The sequence below is a fragment of the Trueperaceae bacterium genome (assembly GCA_019454765.1).
In the GTDB taxonomy this organism is placed as follows: Bacteria; Deinococcota; Deinococci; order Deinococcales; family Trueperaceae; genus JAAYYF01.
Genome location: JACFNR010000005.1, coordinates 1,768 through 25,483 on the forward strand (window position 1 = coordinate 1,768; position 23,716 = coordinate 25,483).

Genomic DNA, 23,716 nt, shown 5'->3' on the forward strand with positions numbered 1-23,716 from the left:
CAGCAGGGGCGGGCGACAGGACGGCCCCGCCCCCCTGAGGCCCGCCGACCGCGCCGCGCTGGGTATACTCGCGTGCGGCCGCGCAGGACGCCGCCGCCCCGCGCCGCCCGGCCGCGGGCGATTCCGTGCGAGGTGTTCAGTGACGCTCAGCCCCAGCTCCCAGCCTCCACTTCCCGGCGGCGAAGCCCCGAACTCCCGCCAGCGGCGGCGCCCGGGCGGTCCCCGGTGAGGAGCGGCGAGGACGTCAAGCTCTTCAGCGGCAACGCCAACCCGGCGCTGGCACGTGCGGTCGCCGAGCACCTTGGCGGCAGCCTCGCGCACGGCACCGTCACCCAGTTCCCTGACGGCGAGACGCGCATCAGCATCGACGAGAGCGTGCGCGGCGGCGACTGCTACATCATCCAGTCCACCTGCGCACCCGTGAACCACCACCTCATGGAGCTGCTGGTGCTCATCGACGCCCTGCGGCGTGCGTCCGCGTGGCGGATAAACGCCGTCGTCCCGTACTTCGGGTACGCGCGGCAGGACAAGAAGATGCAGGCGCGAGAACCCATCACGGCCAAGCTCGTCGCCAACCTGCTGGAGACCGCCGGCGCGGACCGCGTCATCACCATCGACCTGCACGCCGGCCAGATCCAAGGTTTCTTCGACGTCCCCGTCGACCACCTGACCGCGCTCAAGATCCTGGGCAACCACCTGAAGACGCTCGACCTGACCGACTGCGTGGTCGTGTCGCCGGACGTGGGCCGCGCCACGGAGTCGCGGCGCCTCGCGAACTTCCTTAACCTGCCGCTCGTGATGCTCTACAAGCGCCGCACCAGCCCGACCGACACCGAGGTCACCCACGTCATCGGAGACGTCGAGGGCAAGCGCCCCATCATCATGGACGACATGATCTCGACCGCTGGCACCATGCGCCGCGGCATCGAGGCGCTGCTGGCGTTGGGTGCCAAGCCCGACGTGCGCGTCGCGGCCACCCACGCCGTGTTCACGCCGCCGGCTCTCGAGCGGCTCAGCCACCCGGCCGTCAGCGGCATATACGTCACCGACACCATCCCCCTCGAGGAGACGAACGACAGGATCACCGTGCTGAGCGTCGCCCCGCTGCTCGCGCAGGCGATCCGCAACGTGCACGACCACGTGTCGGTGAGTTCGCTCTTCGGCGGCTGAGCCGCGCACCTTTACAGTGGGGGCCGGCACCGAGTAGCATCAGTAGTTGCGTGGGCGCCGGAGCGACAAGCCGCGCGCCCCCTGGAGGATCCATGAGACTCAATGCCGAGAAGCGCGTGCCAGGCACGGCCGCGCAGTTGCGCCGCGCCGGGATGCTGCCCGGCATCGTGTACAACCAGGAGTTGAACGAGCCCATCGCCGTCGAGCTGCGCGCCTTCGACAAGGCGTTCCGGGCGCAGGGCACTTCGAGCCTGATCGACCTCGTCATCGACGGCACGGAGCGCTCCGTGGTGGTCAAGCAGGTGCAGATGGACAAGCGCCGCCGCGAGCCGATGCACGTGGACTTCTACGCCGTCACCGCCGACCGTCCGCTCGAGGTCAACGTCCCCATCGAACTGCGGGGCACGCCGGTGGGCGTGCGCGAGGGCGGGCTGCTCGACGTGCAGCGGCGCGAGGTCAAGATCGCGGTGCTGCCGCGCTTCATCCCGAACCACGTCGAGATCGACGTCGGTCACCTGGCCATCGGCGAGAGCCTGCACGTCAGGGACCTCGTGGCGCACCTCCCCGGCGAGGCGCACGTGCTCGACGACCTGGACCTCTCCATCGCCGCCGTCGTGCCGCCCCGCGTCGCCGACGAGGCCGAGACCGAGGCCGCGCCCACCGAGCCCGAGGTCATCGGCGCCGCCGGCGAGGAGCAGGGCGAGGGTTGACGCCGGCGCTGCCCCAGGCGTCCTCGCAAGCAGTCAAGCTCGTGGTCGGCCTCGGTAACCCGGGGCCGCGCTACTCCGGAACCCGGCACAACGCCGGGTTCCTCGTCGTGGAGGAGCTTGCGCGCCGGCACGGCGGCGCGTTCAGGACCCAGAAGTCGGCGCGCGTTGCCAAGCTGCCACCCGGCACGCTGGGGCCGACCGCCGTGACGCTGCTGGAGCCGCTCACCTTCATGAACCTCTCCGGCAGGGCGGTGCAGGGCGCCGCCACGCGCGACGGCGTGAGGCCGCAGGAGCTGCTGGTCGTTCACGACGACATCGACCTGCCGTTGGGCCGGCTCCGGGTGCGCATCGGCGGCAGCAGCGGTGGTCAGCGCGGCGTCGCCGACATCGCCCGCGCCCTCGGTCCCGACTTCGCCAGGGTCAAGGTCGGGGTCGGTCGCCCGCCGGAGGGGTGGAGCACGGAGGGGTGGGTGCTGAGCCGCTTCACGCCGGAGGAGGCGGGGCTCCTCGGCGAGGTGGTGGCCCGCGCCGCCGACGCCGTCGAGCTCGTGGCGCGCCACGGGACGGAGCGAGCGATGAACGAGGTCAACGGGCTGGACTTGGCGGCGGAGCGGCGGGCACCTCCGGATTAGCCCGGGGGCGGCCGCCGCGGGGCGCCACGGGCGGACGTCACCCGAAGCGGCCGGACACGTAACGCTCGGTGAGCTCGTGCCTTGGCGCCGTGAACATCTGGTCGGTGGGCCCCTCCTCCACCAACGTGCCGAGGTGCATGAAGGCGGTGCGGTCGGAGACGCGCCCCGCCTGCTGCATGTTGTGGGTCACGATGATCACGGTGTAGCGCTCCTTCAGCTCCACGATCAGGCGCTCTATCCTGTCGGTCGCGATCGGGTCGAGCGCGCTCGTGGGCTCGTCCATGAGCAGCACCTGCGGCTCGGTCGCGAGCGCGCGGGCGATGCAGAGGCGCTGCTGCTGCCCGCCGGAGAGCCCCAACGCCGACCCCTTCAGCTTCCCTTTGACCTCCTCCCATAGCGCCGCGTCCCGGAGCGAACGCTCTACCACCGCGCCGAGGTCGCCGCGGCGCCCGGCCAGCCGCGGCCCGAAGGTCACGTTGTCGGCAATCGACTTCGGGAACGGGTTGGGCCGCTGGAACACCATGCCCACGCGCCGCCGCACCGCGACTGGGTCCACCCCCGCGCCGTACAGCTCCTCCCCCTCGTAGCGCACCCGCCCCTCCGTCCGCACGCCCTCCACGAGGTCGTTCATGCGGTTGATGCTGCGCAGTAGCGAGCTCTTGCCGCAGCCGGACGCGCCGATGAGGGCCGTGACGGCGTTGCGGGGAACGGCCAGCGACACGTCCTTGAGCGCCCTGAAGCCGCCGTACCAGAGGCTGAAGCCGTCGATCTCCACCACGGCCTCGCCCGGCGGCACCGGGTCCGTCCTGACGGTCACGTGCTCTTCCGCTGGCGGTTGACCCACGCCGTTCCCTCTCGGGCGCGTCACGCCCTGCTCTCCAGCGCGCGCCGCAGCCTCGCGGCGACCGCGTACATCAGCGCCAGCACGACCAGGAGCACGACTATCCCGGCCGACGCCAGGTGAGCGAACTCCGGGTCGTTCTCGCCGACCCACGAGTAGATCTGGATGGGGAGCACCGTGAACTGCGATAGCGGGCCGCTCGGCACTCCCGGAACGAAGGCCGCCGCTCCGATGATCAGGAGCGGCGCCGTCTCGCCGATGGCGCGGGCGACGGCCAGGATCACCCCGGTCACCACGCCGGCGCGCGCCGCGGGCAAGACCACCTTGAACACCACCTGCGACTTGGCCGCGCCCAGCCCGTAGGCCGCCTGCCGCAGCGAGTCCGGCACCGCCCGCAGGCCCTCCCTTGTGGCGACCACGACCACCGGGAGGACGAGCAGCGCCAGGGTGAGCGCGGCCGCCAGCACCACGGGGCCGAGTCGCATGAGCCGCACGAAGACGGTCAGGCCCAAGATGCCGTACACGACGCTCGGGACTCCCGCGAGGTTGCGGAGGTTGACCTCGAGCAGCCGGGCCGCCCGCGACCTGCCGCCGTACTCCTCCAGGTAGACGGCGGCGCCCACTCCGAGCGGCACGGCGATCAACGCCACCAGGCCGATCACCCACAGGCTGCCGGCGAGCGCCGGACCGACCCCGGCCAAGAGCGGCGTCCGCGACGGCAACCGCCTCAGGAAGCCGGGGTTGAGCCACGGGTTCAGGTAGAGCTGCCGACCCGGCCCCGCCTCGGCCATGAGCTCGCGGTAGGCGCGGGCGCCCGCCAGCAGCCCCTCATCTCGGACGAGGCGGTCGCGGCTGCTCGAGACCACCCACCTGAGGGGCGCGCCGTCGACGGCCCACATGAGCCGCACCCGGTTCCTGGCCGCGAAGAGGCGGCGCTGCTCCCGGTCCGCCAGCAGGGCGTCCGCCGCCTCCGGGTTCACGCCCCGCGCCGCGAGCTCCAAGCGCACCACCCTCTCCCAGCTTCCCGCTAGCGCGAAGCCGTCGAGGAAGGCGAAGCTCTCGCCGCTGCCCGCAGGCTCGACCACCTGCCAGGAGACGGTGTCGAGCGCCACGTCGACCAGGAGCGCGGCCAGCACCGCCAGCCCGAGGAGCGCCGCCGCGAGCGCGCCCGCCCCGAACAGCCGGCCGCGGAGCAGCCGACCCCGCCCCCCGCCGATCACTCGTACCGCTCCCGGTAGCGCTCGACCAAGGCCTGCGCCACCACGTTCACCGCCAGCGTGATCACGAAGAGGGTGGCCGCGACGGCGTACAACGCGCGCGCCGCCGTCGACCCGGCGGCCTGGTCTCCCGTGGCGGCCTGGACGATGAACGAGGTCATGGTGGCTATCGTCTCCCGCGGGTCCAGGGTCAGGAGCGGGCGTTGGCCGGCCGCGAGGGTCACGATCATCGTCTCGCCCACGGCGCGGGAGAACGCCAGCATCGCGGCCGCCACCACGCCCGAGAAGGCGGCGGGCAACACGACCTTCACCACCACGTCGAGCTTGCCCGCCCCCAGGCCGTAGCCCGCCTCCCGCAACGCCAGGGGCACGGCCAACATGGCGTCGGTGGCCAGGGAGGAGACGATCGGGAGGAGCATGAACCCCATCACGATCCCGGCCGACAGGGCGTTGAACAGCTTCAAGCCCGGCACGAACCCCTGCAGCCACGGCGTCACGAAGAGGAGGGCGAAGTAGCCGAGGACGACCGTCGGCACGCCTGCCAGGAGCTCGAGCGCGCCCTTCACGCGGCGCCGCGTCGCGGGCGAGGCGTACTCCGCCAGGTAGACGGCGCTGCCGATGCCGAGCGGCACCCCGACCAACATGGCGATGGCCGTCACCTGCAGCGTGCCGGCAACGAGCGGCGCGATGCCGAAGTGCTTGTCGGCGAAGAGGGGCGTCCACCGCGCGCCCGTGAAGAACTCGAGCGCGTTCACCGCCGGATCGCGGAAGAAGGCGAAGGTCTCGCTCGCCAGGACGACCACCACCGCCACGGTGACCAGCACGGTCAGCCACGCCGCCGCCGCCAGCGCCCCGCCCAGGAGGCGCTCGCGCCGCAACTCGCCCGCCGCCAGCACGAGGGCGCCGTCGCGCCGTCCCCGGGTCGGCCTCACTCGTCCGCCTCCAGGGCGTCAAGAACGCTGTCGCCCGGCTGGAAGTCCGCGAAGGCGCTGCCGGTGCGCCGCGCCGCGAAGCGAGCCGCCACCGCGGCGTACACGTCGTTGGCGTACGCCACGTAGCCCGTCTCGTCGATGTAGTCGCGGTTCTCCGCCGCCAGGTAGAAGGCGACGAAGTCGGCGAGGCGGGGCTTGCTCGCCAGCGACCGGGTGCTCACGTAGATGAATAGCGGCCGCGAAAGGGGCGCGTAGGCGTTGGAGACGATGGTGGCCGCGGCGGGCGCCACGCAGCCGCCGCCGGCGTCGACCGCCACCGCCTTGAGCCGGCTCGAGTTGAGGGCGTAGTAGGCGTAGCCGAAGAAGCCGAGGGCCGCCGGGTCGCTCTCCACGCCCAGCACGAGCACGTTGTCGTCCTCGCTCGGGAAGTAGTCGGTGCGGATGGCGCCCGCCTCGCCCGTGACGGCGTGCGTGAAGAAGTCGAAGGTGCCGCTGTCGGCGCCGGGACCGTAGAGCGTGATGGCGGCGTCCGGGAAGCCCGGCCGGACCTGGCGCCAGTTCGTGATGCTCGAACCGGGCTTCCAGATGGCTCGCAACTCGGGCACCGTCAGGCAGTCGACGAAGTCGTTGGCGGCGTTCACCACCACCGTGATCGCATCGGCCGCGACGGGCAGCTCGATCACGGCGATCCCGGCTCGGGCGCAGGCGGCGAGCTCGCTGGGCCGCACGACGCGGCTCGCGTCGGCGACGTCCACCTCGCCGGCACAGAGCTTCGAGAGTCCGCCGCCCGTGCCCGAGAAGGCGACGGCCACGGGCGAGCGCGTCTCGATGGTGAACTCCTCGGCCATGGCGAGCGAGATGGGGTACACCGTGGAGGAGCCGTCCACGCGGATCATCCCCTGCGCGGCCGCCAGGCCGGCGAGGGCGAGCGCCGCGACGAGGGCCTTCGGTCCGCTAACCACCTCCACCTCCCGCGGCGAGCGTAGCCGACATACGTCATCGCCAGGTCATTAGCCCCCTCGAGGCGTTAGAGTCGTGCCAGCAGGCGAGCGGTCAGGAGGTCGACATGGTGACGGGAACCCCGCCGACGTGGCCGATACGCGCCGCGCGCGGGAACGTGAGGACGGCCAAGGGCTGGATACAGGAGGCCGCCATCCGGATGTTGATGAACAACCTCGACCCGGAGGTGGCGGAAGCGCCCGAGGAGCTGGTCGTGTACGGCGGCCGCGGCCGCGCGGCGCGCGACTGGAACGCGTTCCGGCGGATAGTCGCCACTCTCGAGCGCCTCGAGAACGACGAGACGCTGCTGGTCCAATCCGGCAAACCCGTGGGGGTGTTCAGGACGGTGCCCGCCGCGCCGCGCGTCATCCTCGCCAACTCCAACCTCGTGCCGAAGTGGGCCACCTGGGAGGAGTTCGATCGGCTCGACGCCGCCGGTCTGATGATGTACGGCCAGATGACGGCCGGCTCCTGGATCTACATCGGCACGCAGGGCATCCTGCAGGGCACGTTCGAGACGTTCGCCGCCGCGGCGCGGCGCCACTTCGGCGGCACGCTGGCCGGCACCCTGACGGTGACGGCCGGCCTGGGCGGCATGGGCGGGGCGCAGCCGCTGGCCGTCACCCTCAACGGCGGCGCCGTGCTCGTCGTGGAGGTCGACCCGCACCGCATCGAGCGCCGCCTGGAGACGCGCTACTTGGACGAGTCGAGCGTCGACCTGGACGACGCGTTGGCGCGGGTCGAGGCGGCGCGCGCCGAGAGGCGCGCACTGTCGGTCGGGCTCCTCGGCAACGCCGCCGAGGTGTTGCCCGAGCTGGTGCGGCGCGGTGTGCGCGTCGACCTGGTCACCGACCAGACGAGCGCTCACGATCCGCTGTTCGGCTACCGCCCCGTCGGCGCGCCAGACGAGGACCTCGCCGGAGCGCGGACGCGCGACCCCGCCGACTACAGGCGCCGCGTGCTCGCGTCGATGGCCGCGCACTGCTCCGCCATCGTCGACCTGCAGCGCGCCGGAGCGGTGGCGTTCGATTACGGCAACAACCTGCGCGCCTTCGCGCTGGAGGGCGGCTTCGGCGACGCCTTCGCCTACCCGGGGTTCGTGCCGGCCTTCATACGCGACCAGTTCTGCGAGGGGCGCGGCCCGTTCCGTTGGGCGGCCCTGTCGGGCGACCCGGCCGACATCCACCGCACCGACGAGGCCATGCTGGAGCTCTTCCCCGACGACGAGGGGCTAAGGCGCTGGCTCACGGACGGCGTGAGCAAGTTCGCGTTCCAGGGCCTACCGGCGCGCATCTGCTGGCTCGGCTACGGCGAGCGCGACCGCGCGGGGCTGCGCCTCAACCAGATGGTCGCCGATGGGGAGCTGCGAGCGCCGGTCGTGATAGGCCGCGACCACTTGGACGCCGGCTCCGTCGCCAGCCCCTACCGCGAGACGGAGGCCATGCGTGACGGCTCCGACGCGGTCGCCGACTGGGCGCTCCTCAACTTCGCCCTCAACGCCGTGAGCGGCGCCGGCTGGGTGAGCTTCCATCACGGCGGCGGCGTGGGGATGGGGTACAGCCTCCACGCGGGCCAGGTCTGCGTGGCCGACGGTTCGGCTGACGCGGCCGACCGGATCGCCCGGGTGCTGTTGAACGACCCCGGGACGGGCGTCATGCGTCACGCCGACGCCGGCTACGACGTCGCGGTGCGCGCCGCGCGGGAGCGCGGCATGGACCTGCCGGGCGTGACGGACGAGGTCGGGCCGTGACGGACGCGACCGCCCACGGCACCGTCGTCAAGGGAATCGGCGAGCTGTACACACCCGATCGGCTGATCCGCAGTGCCGCCATGGCGCTGCGGGGCGGCAGCGTCGTGTGGGTCGGCGAGGAGGCGGCGCTGGGCGGCGAGCACGTCGACTGGCCGGCGGTCGACCTCGGCGGCAACGCCGTCATCCCTGGGCTCGTGGACTCCCACACCCACCTCGTGTGGGCGGGCGATCGCCTCGACGAGTACCTGATGCGGGCCCGCGGGGCGTCGTACGCCGCCGCGCTGACGGCGGGCGACGGCATCCACGCCACCGTGAGGGCCACGCGCGAGGCGTCCGAGGCGGCGCTCCTGCTGGCGGCGCGGCGGCGCGCGGGGGCGTTCCTGCGGAGCGGCGTGACGGCCATGGAGGTGAAGTCCGGCTACGGGCTCACGACTGAGGCGGAGCTGCGCATGCTGCGCGTGGCGCGACGCCTCGGCGAGGAGGGGCCTCAGCGCATCACCACCACGCTGCTCGCGCACGTGCCGGAACTGGGCGTGGCGCGAGACGCCTACGTCGACGCGTTCGTGACCGAGACGCTGCCCGAGGCGGCGCGCCAGGGGCTGGCCGACGCCGTGGACGTCTTCTGCGACGAGGGGGCGTTCACGCTGGCCGAGTCGCGGCGCATCCTCGAGGCCGCCCTGACCCTCGGCCTGCCCGTGAAGGCGCACGCGGAGCAGCTCACTCACACGGGCGCCGCGCGGCTCGTCGCCGAGCTCGGCGGCCTGTCCGCCGATCACCTGGAACTCGCCACGGAGGGCGACCTGGCGGCGATGGCCGGAGCCGGGACCGTCGCGACGTTCCTGCCCGTCGCGGCGTTGCTCCTCAAGCGGTCGCCGCCGCCGCGCGAGGTCGTGAGGGCGAGCGGGGTGAGGGTCGCCCTGGCGTCCGACCACAACCCCGGGTCGGCGCCCGTGTACGGCCTGCTGCCCGCGCTGCAGCTCGCCGTCGCCACGCTGGGGATGAGCGTGGAGGACGTGCTCGTGGCGGGTACGGCCAACGCCGCAGCGGCTCTCGGCCGGCCAAGTTGGGGCAGGCTCGAGCCCGGCTCGGTGGCCGACTACCTCGTCGTCGACTCGCCGAGGGCGCTCACGCCGTTCTACACGTGGGGGGCGCCGTCGCTCAAGGAGATGGTGATAGGCGGACAGACCGTGTGGCGCAAGGACGGTTGAGGGCCGGCGCTCACGCCTGCGACCCGCCGCCGCGCGCCTCCCACCACGCCACCAGCGTCTCGGCGAGGAGCCGAGCGGCGAGCAGGGCGCTGCGACCCGTGGGGTCGAGGTCGGGCGCGAGCTCCATGAGGTCGACGCCGACGAGGCGGTTGCGGCGGGCCGTGGCCGCCACCAGGTCGCGCACCTGGCCGTACGTCAACCCCTCGGGTTCCGGGCTACCCGTGCCTGGCAGCTCGGCGGCGTCCAGCGCATCGACGTCCACGCTGAGGTAGACACTCTCGCCGCGCGGCAGGCGCTCGATGACGGCGGCGAGGTCGGCGCGGACGGCGCGGGCGCTCACCAGCTCGTGGCCGCGCGCCCTGGCGGCCGCGAACGCCTCGGAGTCGGCGCGCACCCCCCGCAGGCCGATGGTCGTGATCTTGACCAAGCCGGGCAGCGCCTCCACCGCCCGCCGGAACGGGCTCGAGTTGGCGTAGCGCGTGGCGTTGCGCTGCGCCGAGTAGTCGAGGTGCGCGTCGAGCTGCACCACGTGGAGGCGCGGCACGTCGCCGTAGGCGCGCAGCAGCGGGTAGCTCATGGAGTGATCGCCCCCCACGAAGACGGGCAGCTCCACGGCGGCGCGGAGCGCCGCGGCGGCGGCCTCCACCCGCGCGAGGCTCTCCCCCGTCTCGAGCTGCGCCACGTCGACGTCGCCCGCGTCGACCAGCGCGGCGCCGACCAGCCGGTGGGCGTCCGACTCGAAGTCGTAGTAGCCGGCGGGCCCCACCGCGTAGCGGCCCGTGGCGCTCCTCACGGCCGCCGGCCCGAAGCGCGCGCCCGGCCGGAAGCCGACCGCGAAGTCGTAGGGGACGCCCAGCACGCCGACGTGGAAGTCGCCGGCCGCGAGGCTCGTAAGCGACCGCTGCTCGGCCTTGAAGAACGTCGCCGGGCCGGTGAACGGCAGCTCGAGGTGGCGCGCCCTACCGGTCACCGGAGCTCCACGCCGGCGGCCTCCACGGCCGCCAGCAGGCTGCCGTCGACCACCGCCCCGTGCACGGCCTCGAGGTCGGGCTTGAGGTAGCGATCCGGCCCAAGGTGTGGCACGAGCTCCCGCAGGCGGGCGTGCGCGGCGGCGACGCCGCGGCCCGGCCTGAGCGGCGCCCGGAAGTCGACGCCCTGCGCGGCCGCCATGAGCTCCACCGCCAGCACGTAGCGGACGTTGCGCAGCACCGCGACGAGCTTGCGGGCGGCGTGCGCGCCCATCGACACGTGGTCCTCCTGGTTGGCGCTCGTCGGTATCGAGTCGACCGACGCAGGGTGCGCGAGCACCTTGTTCTCGCTCACGAGCGCGGCGGCCGTGTACTGCGCCACCATGAGGCCGGAGTTGAGGCCGCCGTGCTCCGTAAGGAAGCCGGGCAACCCCGACAGGGCGGGGTTCACGAGCTGCTCGACGCGGCGCTCCGAGACGTTGCCGAGCTCCGCCAACGCGATGGCGGCGTAGTCGGCCGCCAGCGCCAGCGGCTGCCCGTGGAAGTTGCCGGCGCTGATCACCTCGGCGGTCTCGCCCGCCGTCACGACGAGCGGGTTGTCCGTGACGGAGCGCAACTCGACCTCGACGACGGCGCGGACGTGGGCCAGGGCGTCGCGCGACGCGCCGTGCACCTGCGGGACGGCGCGCAGGGAGTACGGGTCCTGGACGCGGTCGCAGTCCGCGTGGGAGAGGACGACCTCCGAGTCGGCGAGGAGCGCGCGCATGTTCGCCGCCACGGCGACGGCCCCTGGGTGCGGTCGCAGGCGCGTGACCGCCTCGCGGAACGGCGCGTGGCTCCCCAGCAACGCCTCCACGGTGGCGGCGGCCGCGACGTCGGCGACGCGGGCGAGGCGCTCGGCGTCGAGGAGCGCCAGGACCAGGTGCGCCGTCATCAGCTGGGTGCCGTTGATGAGGGCAAGGCCCTCCTTGGCGGCCAGCTCCAGCGGGGCGAGACCCACCCGCGCCAACGCGGCGCGGCCCGGGAGGTGGTCGCCGCCGACCTCGGCCTCCCCCTCGCCTATCAGCACCAGCGCCATGTGCGCGAGGGGGGCGAGGTCGCCCGACGCGCCGACGCTGCCCTGGGCCGGGATCACCGGGTGGACGCCCCGCTCGAGCAGGGCGGCCAGGAGCTCGACCACCTCCGGCCGGACGCCGGAGGCGCCCAGGGCCAGCGACTGGGCGCGCAGGAGGAGCATGGCGCGCACCACGTCGGTGGGTAACGCCTCCCCGACGCCGACCGCGTGAGATAGCAGCAGGTTGCGCTGCAGGGCGACGACGTCGCCCTGCGCGATGCGCGTTGCGGCGAAGCGTCCGAAGCCCGTCGTCACGCCGTAGACGGTGTCGCCCCGGGCCAGGAGCTCGTCGACGTACGCGCGGTTGCGCGCCAGCCGCTCGCGCGCGGTGCTGCCCAGCGTGACGGCACCACCGTGCCGCGCCACGCGCTCCAGCGCCTGTGGCGTCAGTTCCGACCCCAGGGCGAACGGCGTGACGCTCACCCCGCCGCTCCCTCCGCGCCGATCTGCGCCAACACCTCGCGCAGCCTGGCGCTCACCTCCGTCCGCTCCGCCACTCGGCGCCGCTCCTCCTCGACCACTTCGGCGGGCGCCGCGGCCACGAAGCGCGCGTTCGCCAGCTTCTTGCGGGAGCGCTCGAGGTCCTCCTCGAGCTTGGCGAGGCGCCGCTCCTGCCGCGCGCGGTACTCGGTCACGTCGACCTGACCGCCGAGGGGGAGGCTGACCGACAGCCCGGGCAGCGCCAGGCTGATGGTCGGACCGACCGCCGGCCCGGCGGCGAGGCGCGCCCGCGCCAGGCTCTCGAACACCTCGGCCTCCCCCGCGACGAGCGCGGCGCCCTCGCCCGTGAGCGCCACGGTTATCACGGCCGTTGGGGCCAGGTCCGCCTCGCCGCGTAGGCTGCGCACGGCGCCGACGGCGGCCTGCAGCCGCGCGAAGTCGGCCTCGGCCCCGTCGTCGAGGCGGTCGGCGGCGCCCGTCGGCCACGGCGCCAGCGCCAGCTGCTCCGCGTGACCGAGCGCCTGGTACAGCTCGGAGGTGACGAACGGCATCAGGGGGTGCTGCAGGGCGAGGATGGCCTCCAGCACGCGCCTCAGGGTGGCGCGGGTGGTCGGGTCGCCCTCCTTGAGCGCCGGCTTGCTCGCCTCGAGGTACCAGTCGCAGAACTCGGACCACGTGAAGTCGTAGAGGAGCCGCGTGGCGGCGCCCAGGTCGAACGCCTCCAGCGCCTCCGTCACCGCGGCCACGGTGCGCTCGAGCCGGCTCGATATCCACCTGTCGGCGAGCCGCACTGGTGGGGTGTCGACCTCGTCGCCGCGCAGGTTGAGGAGCGCGAAGCGCGCGGCGTTCCACAGCTTGGTGGCGTAGTTGCGGCCCATCTCGACGCGCCTGTCGTCCCAGCGCACGTCCTGCCCGCCTGTGCTCACGTGGCCCATCGCGAAGCGCAGCGCGTCGGCACCGTGCTCGGCGATGACCGTGAGCGGGTCGATGCCGTTGCCCTTCGATTTCGACATCTTCTGGCCGTCGGCGTCGAGCACCAGGCCGTGCAGCACGACGTCGCTGAAGGGGCCTCGCCCGGTGAACTGGTAGCCGGCGATCTCCATGCGGGCCACCCAGAAGAAGAGGATGTCGTAGCCGGTCACCAGGACGCTCGTCGGGTAGAAGGTGCGGTAGAACGGGTCGGCCTCGTCGGGCCATCCGAGGGTGCTGAACGGCCACAGGTTGGACGAGAACCAGGTGTCGAACACGTCCTCGTCCTGGCGCAGGGCGAGCCCGGCGTAGCGCGGGTCGTCCGGCGGGTCGAGGTCGGGCCGGTCGAGGGGCGGCACGTACACGGCGCCGTCCGCGTCGTACCAGGCCGGGATGCGGTGGCCCCACCAGAGCTGGCGCGAGATGGTCCAGTGCCGCAGCTTGTGCAGCCAGTCCCGGTTGACCTTGGCGTAGCGTTCCGGGTGCACGCGGACCTCGCCGGCCTCCAGCGCGGCCAGCACGCGACTGGCGATGGCGTCCGTGTCGTAGAACCATTGCAGGGAGAGTAGGGGCTCCACGGGTTCGCCGGTGCGTTGCGACAGGCCCAGGGCGACCGTGTGGTCGCGGGTGGCCCGCAGGTGCCCTGCGGCAGCCAGGTCGGCAACCACGGCTTCCCGCGCCACGAAGCGGTCGAGGCCGCGGTACGGCTCGGGCACCAGCTCGGAGGCGAGCCGGGCGTCCTGGTCGATGACGCTGGGGCGCGGCAGGCCGTGGCGCTCCCCGATCTCGAAGTCCGTCAGGTCGTGAGCCGGCGTGATCTTGAGCGCGCCGGTCCCGAAGCCGAGCTCCACCGCCTCGTCCGCGATGATCGGCACGAGCCGGTCGGTGAGCGGGATGCGCGCGCGCCGCCCCACCAGCTCCCCAACCCGCGGGTCTGCCGGGTTGAGGGCGATGGCGACGTCGGCGAAGATCGTCTCGGGACGCACCGTCGCGATCACCACCTCACCGCCCCCATCGAGCGGGTAGGCGAGCTCGTAGAGCTTGCCGGGGCGCTCCTCGCGGTCGACCTCGAGGTCGGACAGCACCGTTCGGCTGACCGGGTCCCAGTTCACGATGCGTTCGCCCCGGTAGACGAGGCCCTTGTGGTAGAGCTCGACGAACTGCCGCCTCACGGCCCGCGACAACCCGTCGTCCATGGTGAAGCGCGTGCGGGTCCAGTCGGCGCTCACGCCCAGGCGTTGCAGCTGCTCGAAGATGATCCCGCCGTAGCGCTCCTTCCAGTCCCAAACCCGTTCCAGGAAGCGCTCGCGACCGAGTTCGAGCCGGCTCGTGCCCTCGTCACGGAGCGCGCGTTCGACCACGACCTGGGTGCTGATGCCCGCGTGGTCGGTGCCCGGTTGGAACAGCGCCTCGAAACCCTGCATCCGCTTGAAGCGGATGAGCACGTCGATGATGGTGTTGTCGAAGGCGTGCCCCAGGTGCAGGTTGCCGGTCACGTTCGGGGGCGGCATGACGATGCAGAACGGCTCCTTGCCGCTCGCCGGGTCCGCCGCGAACGGCTCCCTGGCCCAGCGCCTCACCCACGGCGCCTCCAGCGCGCCGGGGTCGTAGCGGCTCGGCAACTCTGCTCCTGCTCGATGGGCTTGCGTAGGGTTCATCCCAGCCTCCGGTCACGGCGCTCTGCGCGCCCGCCGGAGGCGCCGCAGCGACGACGCGGCCCCGTCCGGCGACTGCGGACGAGGCGACTACCCCGCGGTACCACCGCAGTTCCCCTCGCGCGCGAGGGGCACTCGATCGTCCGCACTATCGCGGCGGCAAGCGGGGGTTCTACTGCCCGGGGGCTCGCGCCTATCGGGTTTCCTCCCCACGCGCGCCCCGTCCGGGGCGCCGGCGGGCGACGTTCTGCGCTGCACCTCGCCCGGGCTCGCACCCGGCGACGCCGGCTCGGGCTCTCTGTCAGGTGCGGTCGGCGCCTACTCCTCCCGCCACTCGGATGATAGCACCGCGGCGCGGGGCCGTTCAGCCGACCATGGGCAGGCTGTTCACGGACTGGATGCTCACCTGACCCGCCATGCGCCGCGTGGCGCGGCGGAGCTCGACGGCGCTGGGGTCGTCGGGGTGCGACACCACCAGCGGCGTGCCGCTGTCGCCGCTCTCCCGCAGCGCCCGCGTGATGGGTACCTGGCCCAACAGGGGCAGGTTCTCGGACGCCGCCCACCGCTCCGCGCCCCCCTCGCCGAAGATGTGGTCCTTCGTGCCGTCGGGAAGGGCGTAGTAGCTCATGTTCTCGATGACCCCCAGGACGGGTATGTGCGTCTTGCGCGCCATGGTGTAGGCGCGGCGCACGTCGACGAGCGCCATGTCCTGCGGGGTGGTGACGAGCACCATGCCCGTGACGGGCACGAGCTGCGACAACGACAGCTGCACGTCGCCGGTGCCGGGCGGGAGGTCGACCACGAGGTAATCGAGTTCGCCCCACACGGTCTGCTTGAGGAGCTGAGTCAACGTGCCGTGCAGGATAGGGCCGCGCCAGGTGAGCGCCTGGCCGTCCTCGACGAGGTTGGCGATCGAGATGACCTTCACGCCGTGGTTGCGAAGGGGCAGGATGTGCTTCTCGTCGTCGGCCATGAGGCGCTTGCCCTCGACGCCGTACATCTTGCCCTGGCTGGGGCCGTAGATGTCGGCGTCGAGCAGGCCCACGAGCGCCCCCTCGAGGCTGAGCGAGGCGGCGAGGTTGGCGGCCATGGTCGACTTGCCGACGCCCCCCTTGCCCGAACCGACGGCGATGACGTTGCGCACGCCGGGGAGCGGCATCTGCGTGGGACCCCTCACGACCGAGCCGAAGGTCAGCTCGACCTTGTCGACGCCCAGGTCCTTCTTGATGGCGGCCCTGATGTCCTGCTCGATCTTGGCCTTCATCGGGCAGGCCGGGGTGGTGAGGGTGACCTCGAGCTTGACGGTGTCGTCACTCACCTCCACGCTGTCGACCATGCCGAGCGTGACGAGGTCTTGGTGGAGCTCCGGGTCGTTGACGCCCTTCAGGGCCTCGAGTACGCGTTCGCGGGTGACTGCCATACGTAAGGTTAAGCGTACCAACGCACCGCGCGCCCGCGTGCACGTACCGTGACCAACGCCGGCCAACGCCTTGTGACGCCCTCGTCGCCTGGCTATACTCGCATGGCGTGGATCAAGCCGGGCGTTTTCAACGCAGCGAGCGACTCAGGAGCGACGGCGGCATCGTCACGAGCCTGGGCGTCGACGTCGTCACCGGCCTGGCGGTCCTCATCTACGACTTCCCGGGGGCGCCGCGCCTCAGGCAGGGCGCGCAGGCGATCGCGGGCGTCCCGACGCCGGTGGCGGCCTGGGTCGACGGGGAGCGCGGCACGCTCGTGGTTGCCTACCCGAGCGACGCCACCCTGGTGGCCCCCGGCGAGGCGGTGGTCGACGACCACTTCGTGCTCCAGGCCCTGACCATCCTCCGCGACGCGGCCGCCCGCGGCCTGGCTCACGGCGACCTGCACGCCGGGCGCTTCCTTTGGGCCGAGCGGCGCCTGTACCTCGAGGGGTACGGCGTGCCGTGGCAGGCCGACCTCCCTGCCGCGGCCGGCCAGGCGCTCAACCTCGCGCTGCGCAAGGACCTGCGGCAGGCGGCGGCCGCGCTCCTGGAGCTGGGCGTGAAGGGGATCAGTTCCGAGGTCGCCGCGGCGCTCAAGGCGGCGACCGCCGGCACGAGCGCCACGGACGCCGCCGGGCTGCAGGCCGTCGTCCGGCGGCTCGCGGGCGGCGCCGTGAAGGTCCCGTCGGCGGGCTTCGGCGACATCGTCCTGCCCGTGGCCCCGAAGCAGCAGCACCCGACCGAGGGCGGCCCACTCGACCTCGACGCGCTCGAGTTCACCGTGCCGCCCGCCACGCCCGTGGCCGGCGTCGACTTCGACCCTCACGACGTGGTCGGCACCATGGGCGCCCCGCCGAGCGTCTCCGCCACCCGCACCGACATGCGCGTCGACCCGAGCGTCTACGCCGACGAGGTCGCGGCACCGCGCGACGCGCCCCCGGTGGGCGCGCCCTCGGTTGGCGCGCCCCCGGCGCCCACCCAACCGGCGGCCGAACCGGACCCGATCACGCTCCATAGCGACCCCGGCGGCACCGTGCTCAGGACCGGACCCAGCACCCCCGCCCCGTCCGACGGCGGGTTCGTCAAGAACCTGCCGCCGGGCGCCACCTACCGCGCCGGGAGCCTCGACGAGGCGCTGCGGCCGGCCCCGATCCGCGTTGGCGACGAGGCCGACCGCCGCCAGGGGCGCCGGTCGTGGCGCGGCCCCGCGCTGCTACTGCTGCTGCTACTCGCCGTCGTGCTCGGCAGCTTCCTCGCGCTGCGGGCGCAGCGCTCCTCCGGCCTCGGCAACGTGGAGGCCGCCACGGTGCGTCACCTGGTCGACGTGCGCGTCACGCCCGGCAACCTGCCGCCGGTGAGCCTGGTGGTCGACAGGAGCCCGGACGGCTCCCTCTACTCGCCCGGCACGATCATCGGTTCGGTGCCGCGCCGCGTGGCGTTCGACGCCAACGGGGTCTGGGTCGTCCACGCCCAGTTCCAGGGCCGCTCCAGCACGAGCGTGACGCTGCGCGTGCCGGACGAGTCCGTCATCACCCTCGACTTCCCGGAGCCGGGACAGACGGCGCCGTGACGACCGGCGCCCGCGCCGGCCAGGGAGAGAACACAGTGCCCAAGAGCATCGTCGTGATCGATTACGGCTCGCAGTTCAGCCGCCTGATCACTCGTCGCCTTCGCGAACTCAACGTCCACTCGGTCATCCTGCCCGCCGCCTCGTCGGTGGAGCGGATCCTGTCTCAACGGCCGGCGGCGCTGGTGCTGTCGGGGGGGCCCAACAGCGTCACCGACCCGGGTGCCCCCGGCATCGCCCCAGGCCTGTTGGAGCTCGGCCTGCCGGTGCTGGGGATCTGTTACGGGATGCAGCTCCTGGCGCGCGAGCTCGGCGGCTCCGTCGGTGGCGGGAGCGCCCGCGAGTACGGCAAGGCGGTGCTGCGCGAGCGCCGCGGTTCCCTCTTCGACGGCATCGACGGTGAGTTCGTCGCCTGGATGAGTCACGGCGACGCCGTGACCGCCCTGCCCCCCGGCTTCACGGCTCAGGCGACGACGGAGCATGGCGTCGTGGCGGCGATGGCAGACGCCTCACGCGGGCTCTACGGGCTGCAGTTCCACCCCGAGGTCAACCACACGCCGCGCGGCATGGCGGTGCTGGAGCGCTTCGTCGACCTGGCGGGCGTCCCACGCGACTGGACCGCCGCCAACATCGTCGAGGCCGCGGTCGCCGACGTGCGCGCCAGGGTGGGCGACGAGCGGGTGCTGCTCGGCATCTCCGGCGGCGTCGACTCCACCACGCTCGGGCTGCTCCTTAACCGCGCGATCGGCGACAGGCTCGTGGCCGTGTTCGTCGACCACGGCCTCCTCCGCCAGGGCGAGGCGCGCGAGGTCGCTGCCGCCCTGCGCGACCTGGGGGTCGACCTCACGGTCGTCGACGCCGCCGACCGCTTCGTCACGGCGCTGGCGGGCGTGACCGACCCCGAGGCGAAGCGCAAGACGATCGGCCGCGAGTTCATCGAGGTCTTCACGGCCGAGGCGCGGCGCTCCCAGGCGGGCGGCGGCCCCATCCGCTTCCTGGCGCAAGGCACGCTCTACCCGGACGTCATCGAGTCCGCCGGCGTGCCGGGGGCGGCGAACATCAAGTCCCACCACAACGTCGGCGGCCTGCCGGCCGACCTGGGGTTCGAGCTGGTGGAGCCGTTCAGGGACCTCTTCAAGGACGAGGTCCGCGAGGTCGCGGCGCAGCTCGGGCTCGACCCGGTGCTGCGGGAGCGCCACCCCTTCCCCGGCCCCGGCCTGGCGGTGCGGATCATCGGCGAGGTCACCCCGGCCCGCCTCGACGCGCTCAGGCGGGTGGACCACGTCTTCATCTCCGCTTTGCGCGAGTTCGGCCTGTACGGCGCCACCTGGCAGGCGTTCGCGGTCCTCACGGACCTGCGCTCCGTCGGGGTCATGGGCGACGGTCGCACCTACGGCCACACGGTGGCGCTGCGCGCCGTGTCGAGCGTCGACGGCATGACCGCCGACTGGACGCGCCTGCCGCACGAGTTCCTCGCCACGGTCGCCAACCGGGTCGTGAACGAGGTGCCCGAGGTCAACCGCGTGGTCTACGACATCACGAGCAAGCCGCCGGCGACGATCGAATGGGAGTGACGACCTCGCCTGCGGCGCGCACCTGGTTGGTGAAGTCCGAACCGGACTGCTACCCGTACCGCGCCCTCGTGGCCGACGGCCGCACCGCCTGGGACGGCGTGCGGAACTACCAGGCGCGCAACTACATGCGCGACGCCATGCGCGAGGGCGACCTCGTCCTCTTCTACCACTCGAGCACCGCGCTGCCCGCCGTCGTCGGCCTCGCGCGGGTGGCGAGCGGCGCCTACCCCGACCCGACCCAGTTCGATCCGCACGGCGAGTACTACGACCCCAAGGCGACGCCCGACGAGCCGCGCTGGTTCCTCGTCGACCTCGAACCGGTGCGCGAGCTCGCCCGCCCCGTGACGCTGGCGGAGATGCGCGGCGACCCCGGCCTCGAGGGGATGCAGCTCCTGGCACGCGGCAACCGCCTCAGCGTCATGCCGGTCGAGGAGCGCCACTTCCGGCGGGTGCTGGAGCTCGCGGCCGGCGCCTGAGCGCCCCCGCTGGCGGCACCCTCCGGTGAGCCCTTACCCGGGCGGCGTCGACCCGGTGGTAGCATCTGGCTCATGAAGGAGCGGCGCGCGAGGGTCCTCGAGCTCGTGGCGGAAGCCTACATCGCCACGGCGCACCCCGTCGCGTCGTCTCACATCGCCGCGCAGCTCGAGGTCAGTCCCGCCACCGTGCGCTACGACTTCGGCTCCCTCGAAGACGCCGGGCTGTTGCAGCAGCCGCACACCTCCGCCGGCCGCATCCCCACCGTGCTCGGTTTCAGGACGTACGCCGCCGGCTTCCTTCCCCCCAAGCCGCTGGCGGCCCCGCAGCGGGCGCGCCTCGACGAGCGGTTGAAGGGCGCAGTGGGCGACGACCTCTTCAACCTCGCCTCCCGCTTGGCGGCCGAGTTGTCCGGTTACGCCGTCACGCTGCGGCTACCCGCCGACGCCACCATGAACATCCTCGAGATCCACCTCTCGCCCCTCAGCGCCAGCCGGATGTTGGCCGTGGTGGTGCTCGAGAACGGCCTCGTGCGCCAGCTCGGGGTGACCGTCGACCCCATCCCGACCGACGACGTCATCGACGACGCGGAGCGGAACCTGCGTCAGCTGTCGCAACCGGTCGGAGAGGTGCCGGCCGCCCTCCTGGACATCGCCAAGCGCGCGGGGGCGGAGCTGAGCCGGACGTTGCAGGCGCTCGCGGCGGCGTGGAGCGATCTCCACCCCCCGCGCGTGTTCCGGGAGGGCATCGGGCGTCTCCTGGCGGAGCCGGAGGGGGCGGACCCGGCCTTCGTGCGCTCCGCGCTCGAGCAGCTGGAGGAGGACGCCCCGGCCACCGACGACGCCAGCCTCACCCTGGAACTCGACGACCGGGTGGCGCGGCTCTGCGCCGCTTTCGCCCTCGGCCGGACGACGGGGCAGCTGACGCTGGTCGGACCGGCCCGCATGCGTTACGGCGAAGCCTTCTCGGTGGCCCAGGGGCTGGCGCGCGCGCTCGAGCGACCGCACGCCCACGGGGCGGTCAGCGGCTGAGCCGGACGGCGGGCGAGCACCACGAAGCGGCCCACGGAGACGCTCCCCAACGGAAAATCTCACACCCCGGGGGACCGCCCCGGCACTATGCTCCGCAGCGAGGAGGGGAAGGAGCGGCATGCCTAACGACGTCTACCGGTACACGCATGCGGCGCTCTCCGCCCTCGTCTCGCCACGGGTGGCACACTCCATACTGGAAGACGCCCTGAAGACCAAGAGCCAGACCAGCGACACCATCACCGTGGGGGCCATGCGCCACCTACTGGCGGGCGCCGTCCGCAAGGAGCTCGCCCGGACGTTGCCGCGGGCCGGGTTGACGAGCACCCTCAAGCGCCTGGCGGACGAGCTGGCGGCGCACCCCGACCTCGGCTCGAGCCAACCCACTCCCGTGGCCAACGCCCTGATAGCGGAGGCCGACGCCGAACACGCGCTCGACGCCCTCACGGCCGAGCGGGCCGTCGTCGTGCCGCCGCAGCCTGTCTCCGCGACGGCCCAACCGGGCGGCTCGTCGCCGCGGTCGGGAGTCCCGGCCATCCAAGGCCTGAACGTCGGCGCCGCCACCGTCCTGGAGCGGCCCGTCGGGCGCCTGAGCGGGCGGGCGTTGCATGGGGACGGGCGGCCAGCGCGCCGACCCGCCCCTCCCCCGCCCCCCGGCAAGATCGTGCCGCGCCTGGTCGAGCGCGCGCAGCAGGTGGCGCTCAAGCTGTTCGGCGACATCGAGAGCGTCCGGCAGGTCGTCGTGGTCAGGCGCCAAGCCGTCGTCCTGGAGCGCGGCGAGGGCATCGACGCCGCCGCCCTGCCCGGCCTGGTAGTTTCGTCTCGTCACCTGTTGGCGCGCGCTGGAGAGCTGCGCGCCCTGTCGGTGGAGCGCGCCGGCGGCGTGCTCTTCCTCTTCCCGTTCGGCGAGGACACGGTCGTCGTCGTCACGTCACCCAACGTCAACATCGGTGCCGTCCTGAACGCGCGCGCCGCTCTCGAGGAGGCTGCATGATCCGGCGTCAACTGACCCTTACCACCTGCGTGGTGGCCCTGCTCACGCTCCTGGCGGCAGCGTTCGCGCAGGACGACTCGGTTCTGCAGCGCTACGACCTCGCGATCGAGAACCTCGAGGTGGCCACCGCCAGCGTTCCCCAGGACGGCGCCCAGGCGCGAGACGAGCTCGAGCGGGCGCTGAACGCCCTCCTCACCCTGTCGCGCGACGCCACGAGCACGAACCTCGTGCAGGCCATGGAGCGCACGTTCGAGAGGACGCGCGTGGCCGTCGACAACCAGAGCCGGACCGACATGGCGGTGCAGACGGCCGTCCTGGCCGGGGGCTTCAGTCGGCTCGTGATGGACTCCGCCTACCTGGTCGCCGGTAGTGGCGACCTGACGACGGCGAGGACGCGGCTACTCCACCTCGCGGACCGCCTCGGCTTCGCTCCGGCGGACGCGGGCGCCGTCACCGACGCCGCGACGGCTCCGGCGCTGCGGCTGGCGTTCGAGGCCGGCCTCGCCGACGCGGTCGCCGCCCGCCTCGCCACCGTCGACGACCTGGCCGCCACCGATCCCGACGCGGCCTACGTCGACCTGGCGAGCGCCTACGGGGCGTCACTGTTGGTGCAGGACTCGCCACGCATCGCCCCCTCGCTCAACCGCGACCTGGTGACCGCGGCGCAGGCGCTCGTCGCCCACGACGAGGCGGCGCTCGCGACCGCGACCGAGGCCGCCCGGAAGACCCTGGCCGACCTCGCCGCGGCCGCACGCGGCGCCGACGCCGGTGCCGCCGCCGGGGCCGCGCTCGAGCCGGACCAGGCCACCGCCCCGGCCCCGGTGGAGCTACCGACCGCAGCGACCCCCGCGAGCACCGAAGGCGCCGGTGGGACCCCGCAGGGAGATGCCGCCACCAGCTCGGGCGGAACGGCCGGTAGCGCCGCGGACGCGCCGGCCACGGCGGGAGCGGCCGAGCCAGTCGGTGCGCCCGCCGGCTTGGCAGACGCGAACGGCGCCCCGGCCGAAGCCGGCGTGGTCACCGCCCCCGAGCAGGCCGCGCCGGCCACCGCCCGCGACGAGGCCTCCATCCAGGAGGCCGTCGCCGCCCGACTCCTCGCCCTCGGCGAGGCGGCGGAGCGCGCCAAGTCCGAGGAGCTCACCCGGCAGCTCGTGGCCGCCGGCGTCGGCGCCGACGCGGCCCCGGCCGCCGCCAACCGCATGCTGGCGCGCGGCCACGACGACCTTGACGGGCTCCTGCGGGGGCTCGAGGCCCACAGCGCCCAGCTGACCGCCGCCGTCGCCCGCGGCGACAGGGACGCGGCCACGGCCGCTTTGAGCCTGACGACGGACGTCTTCCGGCGCGACGTGGCCCCGCTCCTCGACCACGTCGATCCCCGGCTCGAGGCGTCGACGGACGCGCTCCTCACGGAGCTCGCGGCCGCGCACCCCACGCAGGCCGACGCCGCCCTCGTCGCCGCTCGCACCGCGATGGTGCGCGGCGCGTTCGCCGGCGCGACCCCCACGCTCGCCGACGAGGTCGAGGGCGGCGTCGCCCGCTACTGGTCCGGTCCGGCCCGCGACGCCGTGTTCCTGATCCTCGGGATCCTGGCCATCTTCCCCCTGGTCCTACTGAACATGGCGTTCGGCGGGAGCAACCGCAACTGGCGCCTCGTCGGCTGGGGCCTGTTCCTCCTCCTCGTTCCGGTCTTCTACCAGGCGGTCGTGGGCCTGGCCAACCTCCTCGGCGAGGTGGTCGACCTGAGTTGGCTTCCCGACCTGGCGCGCTGGTCGCTGCTCGGCGGCCTCACGGGCCAGGTCGCGTGGGTGCTTCTCGTGCTCGTGGCGCTCGTGCTGGCCATCGTCGGCCTGCGCGGCATCTGCTTGCAGTTCGGCCTGCTCGGCGGCGCCCGCAAGGGGGCGCAACCCAAGGCGACCGCGGTGCAACCCAAGGGCAGCACCGGCCACACCACCATCGATTGGGACGAGGAGTTCTGAACATGATGCCCCGCGAGCGCCCGGGTAGGTGCGGGAG

Annotated in this window: 19 protein-coding genes; 11 read left to right on the forward strand and 8 right to left on the reverse strand. The window is 73.2% G+C overall.

Going from position 1 to position 23,716, the window contains the following annotated elements:
• Nucleotides 1-225 precede the first annotated feature (225 nt).
• The 3 genes from H3C53_02550 (at nt 226) to H3C53_02560 (ending at nt 2,512) form a co-directional block, all read left to right on the forward strand.
• Complete coding sequence (locus tag H3C53_02550) at nt 226-1,170, forward strand: ribose-phosphate pyrophosphokinase (protein MBW7915557.1); 945 nt, start codon at nt 226-228, stop codon at nt 1,168-1,170.
• Between the two features lie 92 nt (nt 1,171-1,262).
• Entirely contained in the window at nt 1,263-1,880 is a 618-nt protein-coding gene (locus tag H3C53_02555; protein MBW7915558.1) for a 50S ribosomal protein L25, read from the forward strand.
• A gap of 8 nt (nt 1,881-1,888) precedes the next feature.
• Nucleotides 1,889-2,512: an aminoacyl-tRNA hydrolase gene (locus H3C53_02560; protein ID MBW7915559.1), complete on the forward strand. Its 624-nt coding sequence runs from the start codon at nt 1,889-1,891 to the stop codon at nt 2,510-2,512.
• A 37-nt stretch (nt 2,513-2,549) separates the two neighbouring features.
• Here the strand turns inward: H3C53_02560 and pstB are convergent, their stop codons facing one another.
• From pstB to H3C53_02580, 4 genes are read right to left on the reverse strand one after another with little or no spacing between them, the layout of a single operon-like run.
• Complete coding sequence (gene pstB / locus H3C53_02565; protein ID MBW7915560.1) at nt 2,550-3,356, reverse strand: phosphate ABC transporter ATP-binding protein; 807 nt, start codon at nt 3,354-3,356, stop codon at nt 2,550-2,552.
• A 20-nt stretch (nt 3,357-3,376) separates the two neighbouring features.
• Entirely contained in the window at nt 3,377-4,573 is a 1,197-nt protein-coding gene (pstA, locus tag H3C53_02570; GenBank protein ID MBW7915561.1) for a phosphate ABC transporter permease PstA, read from the reverse strand.
• Entirely contained in the window at nt 4,570-5,466 is an 897-nt protein-coding gene (gene pstC, locus H3C53_02575; GenBank protein ID MBW7915562.1) for a phosphate ABC transporter permease subunit PstC, read from the reverse strand. The genes pstA and pstC overlap by 4 nt, the downstream gene beginning before the upstream one ends.
• A gap of 32 nt (nt 5,467-5,498) precedes the next feature.
• On the reverse strand, nt 5,499-6,398 hold the full coding sequence (locus H3C53_02580) for a PstS family phosphate ABC transporter substrate-binding protein (GenBank protein MBW7915563.1): 900 nt from the start codon (nt 6,396-6,398) through the stop codon (nt 5,499-5,501).
• Between the two features lie 170 nt (nt 6,399-6,568).
• Here H3C53_02580 and hutU point away from each other — a divergent pair, with 170 nt between their 5' ends.
• Nucleotides 6,569-8,251 (forward strand): urocanate hydratase, encoded by a 1,683-nt coding sequence (hutU, locus tag H3C53_02585; GenBank protein ID MBW7915564.1) that lies wholly within the window; start codon nt 6,569-6,571, stop codon nt 8,249-8,251.
• An 80-nt stretch (nt 8,252-8,331) separates the two neighbouring features.
• Complete coding sequence (gene hutI / locus H3C53_02590) at nt 8,332-9,459, forward strand: imidazolonepropionase (protein ID MBW7915565.1); 1,128 nt, start codon at nt 8,332-8,334, stop codon at nt 9,457-9,459.
• 10 nt (nt 9,460-9,469) lie between these two features.
• Here the strand turns inward: hutI and H3C53_02595 are convergent, their stop codons facing one another.
• The 4 genes from H3C53_02595 to H3C53_02610 form a co-directional block, all read right to left on the reverse strand.
• A complete protein-coding gene (locus H3C53_02595) occupies nt 9,470-10,429 on the reverse strand; it encodes an arginase family protein (GenBank protein ID MBW7915566.1) in 960 nt (319 codons plus the stop codon).
• Nucleotides 10,426-11,943, reverse strand: coding sequence for a histidine ammonia-lyase (gene hutH / locus H3C53_02600; protein MBW7915567.1), 1,518 nt, complete (start codon nt 11,941-11,943; stop codon nt 10,426-10,428). Before hutH ends, H3C53_02595 begins: the two co-directional genes overlap by 4 nt.
• 17 nt (nt 11,944-11,960) lie before the next feature.
• Nucleotides 11,961-14,609, reverse strand: coding sequence for a valine--tRNA ligase (locus tag H3C53_02605; protein ID MBW7915568.1), 2,649 nt, complete (start codon nt 14,607-14,609; stop codon nt 11,961-11,963).
• A gap of 361 nt (nt 14,610-14,970) precedes the next feature.
• A complete protein-coding gene (locus H3C53_02610; GenBank protein MBW7915569.1) occupies nt 14,971-16,026 on the reverse strand; it encodes an Mrp/NBP35 family ATP-binding protein in 1,056 nt (351 codons plus the stop codon).
• Nucleotides 16,027-16,133: 107 nt separating this feature from the next.
• Between H3C53_02610 and H3C53_02615 the strand changes: the two genes are divergently transcribed.
• From H3C53_02615 to H3C53_02640, 6 genes are all read left to right on the forward strand, one after another.
• Nucleotides 16,134-17,636, forward strand: a complete 1,503-nt coding sequence (locus H3C53_02615; protein MBW7915570.1) for a hypothetical protein — start codon at nt 16,134-16,136, stop codon at nt 17,634-17,636.
• A 35-nt stretch (nt 17,637-17,671) separates the two neighbouring features.
• On the forward strand, nt 17,672-19,207 hold the full coding sequence (gene guaA, locus H3C53_02620; protein MBW7915571.1) for a glutamine-hydrolyzing GMP synthase: 1,536 nt from the start codon (nt 17,672-17,674) through the stop codon (nt 19,205-19,207).
• Entirely contained in the window at nt 19,198-19,683 is a 486-nt protein-coding gene (locus tag H3C53_02625) for an EVE domain-containing protein (protein MBW7915572.1), read from the forward strand. The genes guaA and H3C53_02625 overlap by 10 nt, the downstream gene beginning before the upstream one ends.
• Nucleotides 19,684-19,755: 72 nt before the next feature.
• Nucleotides 19,756-20,712 carry a DeoR family transcriptional regulator gene (locus tag H3C53_02630; protein MBW7915573.1) on the forward strand — a complete coding sequence of 319 codons (957 nt, stop codon included), beginning with the start codon at nt 19,756-19,758 and terminating at the stop codon, nt 20,710-20,712.
• Nucleotides 20,713-20,830: 118 nt separating this feature from the next.
• Complete coding sequence (locus tag H3C53_02635; protein ID MBW7915574.1) at nt 20,831-21,703, forward strand: hypothetical protein; 873 nt, start codon at nt 20,831-20,833, stop codon at nt 21,701-21,703.
• Nucleotides 21,700-23,679: a hypothetical protein gene (locus tag H3C53_02640; GenBank protein ID MBW7915575.1), complete on the forward strand. Its 1,980-nt coding sequence runs from the start codon at nt 21,700-21,702 to the stop codon at nt 23,677-23,679. Before H3C53_02635 ends, H3C53_02640 begins: the two co-directional genes overlap by 4 nt.
• Nucleotides 23,680-23,716 lie beyond the last annotated feature (37 nt).

What these genes read in the sequence shown, in the direction of transcription:
- H3C53_02555 (MBW7915558.1), top strand. Translation starts at nt 1,263, where the DNA reads ATGAGACTCAATGCCGAGAAGCGCGTGCCAGGCACGGCCGCGCAGTTG.
- H3C53_02580 (MBW7915563.1), bottom strand. Translation starts at nt 6,398, where the DNA reads ATGATCCGCGTGGACGGCTCCTCCACGGTGTACCCCATCTCGCTCGCC.
- hutU (MBW7915564.1), top strand. Translation starts at nt 6,569, where the DNA reads ATGGTGACGGGAACCCCGCCGACGTGGCCGATACGCGCCGCGCGCGGG.
- hutI (MBW7915565.1), top strand. Translation starts at nt 8,332, where the DNA reads ATGGCGCTGCGGGGCGGCAGCGTCGTGTGGGTCGGCGAGGAGGCGGCG.
- H3C53_02605 (MBW7915568.1), bottom strand. Translation starts at nt 14,609, where the DNA reads ATGAACCCTACGCAAGCCCATCGAGCAGGAGCAGAGTTGCCGAGCCGC.
- H3C53_02610 (MBW7915569.1), bottom strand. Translation starts at nt 16,026, where the DNA reads ATGGCAGTCACCCGCGAACGCGTACTCGAGGCCCTGAAGGGCGTCAAC.
- H3C53_02625 (MBW7915572.1), top strand. Translation starts at nt 19,198, where the DNA reads ATGGGAGTGACGACCTCGCCTGCGGCGCGCACCTGGTTGGTGAAGTCC.
- H3C53_02630 (MBW7915573.1), top strand. Translation starts at nt 19,756, where the DNA reads ATGAAGGAGCGGCGCGCGAGGGTCCTCGAGCTCGTGGCGGAAGCCTAC.
- H3C53_02635 (MBW7915574.1), top strand. Translation starts at nt 20,831, where the DNA reads ATGCCTAACGACGTCTACCGGTACACGCATGCGGCGCTCTCCGCCCTC.
- H3C53_02640 (MBW7915575.1), top strand. Translation starts at nt 21,700, where the DNA reads ATGATCCGGCGTCAACTGACCCTTACCACCTGCGTGGTGGCCCTGCTC.